This window comes from Vibrio sp. 1641, assembly GCF_033339995.1.
Taxonomy (GTDB): Bacteria; Pseudomonadota; Gammaproteobacteria; order Enterobacterales; family Vibrionaceae; genus Vibrio; species Vibrio alginolyticus.
This window is the reverse complement of sequence record NZ_JAWOVP010000039.1, coordinates 1-1,438: the sequence shown is the minus strand read 5'-3', so window position 1 is coordinate 1,438 and position 1,438 is coordinate 1. Positions and strand designations below refer to the sequence as shown.

The window sequence follows — 1,438 nt, the reverse complement described above, 5'->3', positions numbered from 1 at the left end:
CGACAGGACTTTGCAGGCCATAGGCCGACAGCTCAAGGCCATGGGCTGTGAGCGCTTCGATATCGGCGTCAGGGACGCCACCACCGGCCAGATGATGAACCGGGAATGGTCAGCCGCCGAAGTGCTCCAGAACACGCCATGGCTCAAGCGGATGAACGCCCAGGGCAATGACGTGTATATCAGGCCCGCCGAGCAGGAGCGGCATGGTCTGGTGCTGGTGGACGATCTCAGTGAGTTCGACTTGGATGACATGAAAGCCGAGGGCCGGGAGCCGGCGCTGATCGTGGAGACCAGCCCCAAGAACTATCAGGCATGGGTAAAAGTGGCTCAGGACGCCCCAGCAGGTCACAGGGGCGTAATCGCCCGGAAGCTGGCCCGCGAGTACGACGCCGACCCGGCCAGCGCCGACAGCCGCCACTATGGTCGCTTGGCGGGCTTCACCAACCGCAAGGACAAGCACACCACCCGCACCGGTTATCAGCCGTGGGTGCTGCTGCGTGAATCCAAGGGCAAGACCGCCACCGCAGGGCCGGAGCTGATGCAGCAGGCCGGGCAGGTGCTGGACAGCATTAAGCGCCAACAGGAACGGACGGCACGACTGGCCGAGATCACCGCCCCGCGGAGTGTGCGCCGGTATCGCCGCAGCGCCGTGGACGACTACCGCAGCGAAATGGCCGGGTTGGTCAAACGCTTCGGTGACGACCTCAGCAAGTGCGACTTCATTGCGGCTATGAAGCTGGCCAGCAAGGGCCGGGAGCCGGACGAGATCGCCAAGGCCATGGCCGAGGCCAGCCCCGCGATCATGGAGCGCAAGGCAGGCCATGAGGCCGATTACATCAAGCGTACGGTGCAGAAGGTGATGGAGCTGCCGCAGGTGCAGGAGGCCCGCGCCGAGCTGGCGAAGCAGGCCGAGAAACAGCAGTACCGAGGGCCGACATTAGGATAAAACACTTGCATTAGAGCTAATGCCTGTTATGGTGTTAGCTCTAATGCGGAGGAAATATGAAAGACCAACACGACAAGCGTACCGGCAACCTGCTGGCCACCCCCAACGCTATACGACAGGCCCGCTTTGCCGAGCAGCAGCGAGCCATGGGCCGCAAGGCCCGGAAGATATGGGCCACAGACGCAGAGGCCGAGGCGCTGCGGCTGTATCTGGAAGGACTCAGGGCGGCGCAGGGCGGGGGTAGTGACCCCGCCAGCGCCTAACCACCAACCGCCTACACAGGAGGCAAATCAATGGCTACCCATAAGCCTATCGACATTCTGGCGAGCTTCACAGAGCTACCGCCACCGATTGACTACGTACTGCCCAACATGGTGGCCGGCACCGTGGGGGCGCTGGTGTCCCCCGGTGGGGCCGGCAAGTCCATGCTGGCCCTGCAACTGGCCGCACAGATCGCAGGCGGCCCCGACCTGCTGGACGTGGGCGAGTTGC

3 protein-coding genes are annotated in these 1,438 nt (G+C 63.8%); all 3 read left to right on the top strand.

The features are described from left to right. Positions 1-946: DNA-primase RepB domain-containing protein (locus R7Z47_RS23990; RefSeq protein WP_318130662.1), on the top strand; the 946-nt coding region annotated here is incomplete at its 5' end. Between the two features lie 56 nt (positions 947-1,002). Next, the gene (gene urfF / locus R7Z47_RS23985) at positions 1,003-1,209 is read left to right on the top strand and encodes a plasmid repression protein F (RefSeq protein ID WP_318130661.1); all 207 of its coding nucleotides are present in this window, start codon (positions 1,003-1,005) and stop codon (positions 1,207-1,209) included. A 30-nt stretch (positions 1,210-1,239) separates the two neighbouring features. After that, a partial coding sequence (locus tag R7Z47_RS23980; protein WP_318130660.1) for an AAA family ATPase occupies positions 1,240-1,438 on the top strand: 199 nt, incomplete at its 3' end.